This window comes from Klebsiella sp. ME-303 (genome assembly GCF_007910085.1).
GTDB classification, from domain to species: Bacteria; Pseudomonadota; Gammaproteobacteria; order Enterobacterales; family Enterobacteriaceae; genus Klebsiella; species Klebsiella michiganensis.
Genome location: NZ_VOJB01000009.1, coordinates 1 through 798, shown reverse-complemented (window position 1 = coordinate 798; position 798 = coordinate 1). Strand labels below are relative to the sequence as shown.

Here is a 798-nt window from a genome sequence, read left to right as displayed (position 1 = left end):
GCGCGGCCTTTTTGCCCGTCTCGCAGGCAGGACGACAGGTTTAAGACAGCTACTGTGCGATCGCAGCGTTTCATTCCCTGCATTAAACTCTCGCCATGCAATCATGCCTTCCTGCAGTTCACTAAATACGTCTCGCTCTTTCATCGGTGCCCTCTTCGCCTGCTCTGTTCCGGTATCAGTCAATAAACATCGAGACCGGGATTTGAAATCGATTTGCCAGCGCCCGCATGTGATCAAAGGTCAGACTGCGTTCACCACTGAGGATCCGGCTGACGAGCGATTTATTACCTATCTCGTTTTCGAAATCGGACTGAGAAAGCCCGTATTGCTGCATAAGAACCCGCAGCAACGATATACCGTTTTTGCCTGCTTCGATGCGCGTATTAAATTCTTCAAATTCCACCGCGTTATCTTCCCAGGCATCGATGCGGGCAGTCAGCATATCAACCAGCGGGCTGTCCGGATCATGTTCCAGAAGATATTCAACGAGTTTACGTGCCTCTTCGTACTCTTTGCGGGACGAGCTGCCACCCAGCAGAGGGACAATACTGGCCAGGTCATTCGCAGCTTTAATGGCATCGCTAATCATTCAAACCTGCTGAATTTTAAAGTTAACACCGCAGGCTCTGGCGTACCGAACCAGCGTCTGAATACTCATTCGCGAAGCGTTCTTCTCCATACGTGAGATAGTAGGCGCTTTGATGCCCATACGTTCTGCAACCTGTGCCGACGTCAAACCCGCTTCTTTTCTCCATGTTGCTAAGGTTTCCCGAAGTAGCTCCGAGGCTTCTTCTGCCT

2 protein-coding genes are annotated in these 798 nt (G+C 50.9%); both read right to left on the bottom strand.

Features of this window, described 5'->3' with window-relative positions:
* Positions 1–175 precede the first annotated feature (175 nt).
* On the bottom strand, positions 176–589 hold the full coding sequence (locus tag FQK12_RS00060) for a type II toxin-antitoxin system HigA family antitoxin (protein ID WP_038807152.1): 414 nt from the start codon (positions 587–589) through the stop codon (positions 176–178).
* Positions 590–798: helix-turn-helix domain-containing protein (locus tag FQK12_RS00055; protein ID WP_146295604.1), on the bottom strand; the 209-nt coding region annotated here is incomplete at its 5' end.